The organism is Actinophytocola gossypii (genome assembly GCF_025165815.1).
Taxonomy (GTDB): Bacteria; Actinomycetota; Actinomycetes; order Mycobacteriales; family Pseudonocardiaceae; genus Actinophytocola; species Actinophytocola gossypii.
Genome location: NZ_JAFFZE010000049.1, coordinates 1 through 942 on the forward strand (window position 1 = coordinate 1; position 942 = coordinate 942).

Sequence of the window (942 nt, forward strand, 5' to 3'; positions counted from 1 at the left end):
CGGGTGGTGTTCGTGTTCCCGGGTCAGGGTGCGCAGTGGGCGGGGATGGCGGTGGAGCTGTTGGACACCTCGCCGGTGTTCGCACGGCGAATGGGGGAGTGTGCGGACGCGCTCGGCCCGTATCTGGAGTGGTCGTTGCTCGGTGTGCTGCGGGGTGTGGACGGCGCACCCCCGCTGGAGCGGGTGGACGTGGTGCAGCCGGTGTTGTTCGCGGTGATGGTGTCGCTGGCGGCGGTGTGGGAGTCGGCCGGGGTGTGTCCGGACGCGGTGGTGGGTCACTCGCAGGGTGAGATCGCCGCCGCCTGTGTCGCGGGCGCGCTCTCGTTGGGGGACGCTGCCCGGATCGTCGCGGTCCGGTCGCGGTTGTTGTACGAGCACACCGCCGGGGTGGACGGGGCGATGTTGTCGATCATCGACACCGAGGCCGCCGTCCGCGAACGGGTCGCGGGCGTTCCGGGGGTCGGTGTGGCGGCGGTCAACGGGCCACGCTCGGTCGTGGTGGCCGGGACCAGCGACGCGGTCAACCGGCTGGAGAAGGCCCTGTCCGAGGCCGGGGTGATGCGCTGGCAGGTCCCGGGCGTGAACTTCGTCGGCCACTCCGCCGCCGTCGAAGTCATCGAGTCCGCCCTGGTGGAAGCACTGGCCGACCTCCAGCCACGCACCTCGCAGGTGCCGTTCTACTCCACCGTCACCGGCGGACTCGTCGACACGGCCACCCTCGACGCCGGCTACTGGTACCGCAACCTTCGTGACACGGTCCACTACCACGCGACCACCCGCGCGCTGATCGACCACGGACACAACACCTTCGTCGAAGTCAGCGCGCACCCGATCCTCACCATGGGCACCACCGAAACCGACAACACCGTCACCGTGGTCGCCACCCTCCACCGCGACAACGGCAGTACGCGGCGTGTCCTGTCGGCCTTCGCGGAGGCGTTC

The 942-nt window shown here is 70.3% G+C and carries 1 protein-coding gene; it reads left to right on the top strand.

The genetic code is table 11. The annotated features are described in order from the left end of the window. A partial coding sequence (locus JT362_RS35305; RefSeq protein ID WP_260196309.1) for an acyltransferase domain-containing protein occupies positions 1-942 on the top strand: 942 nt, incomplete at both ends.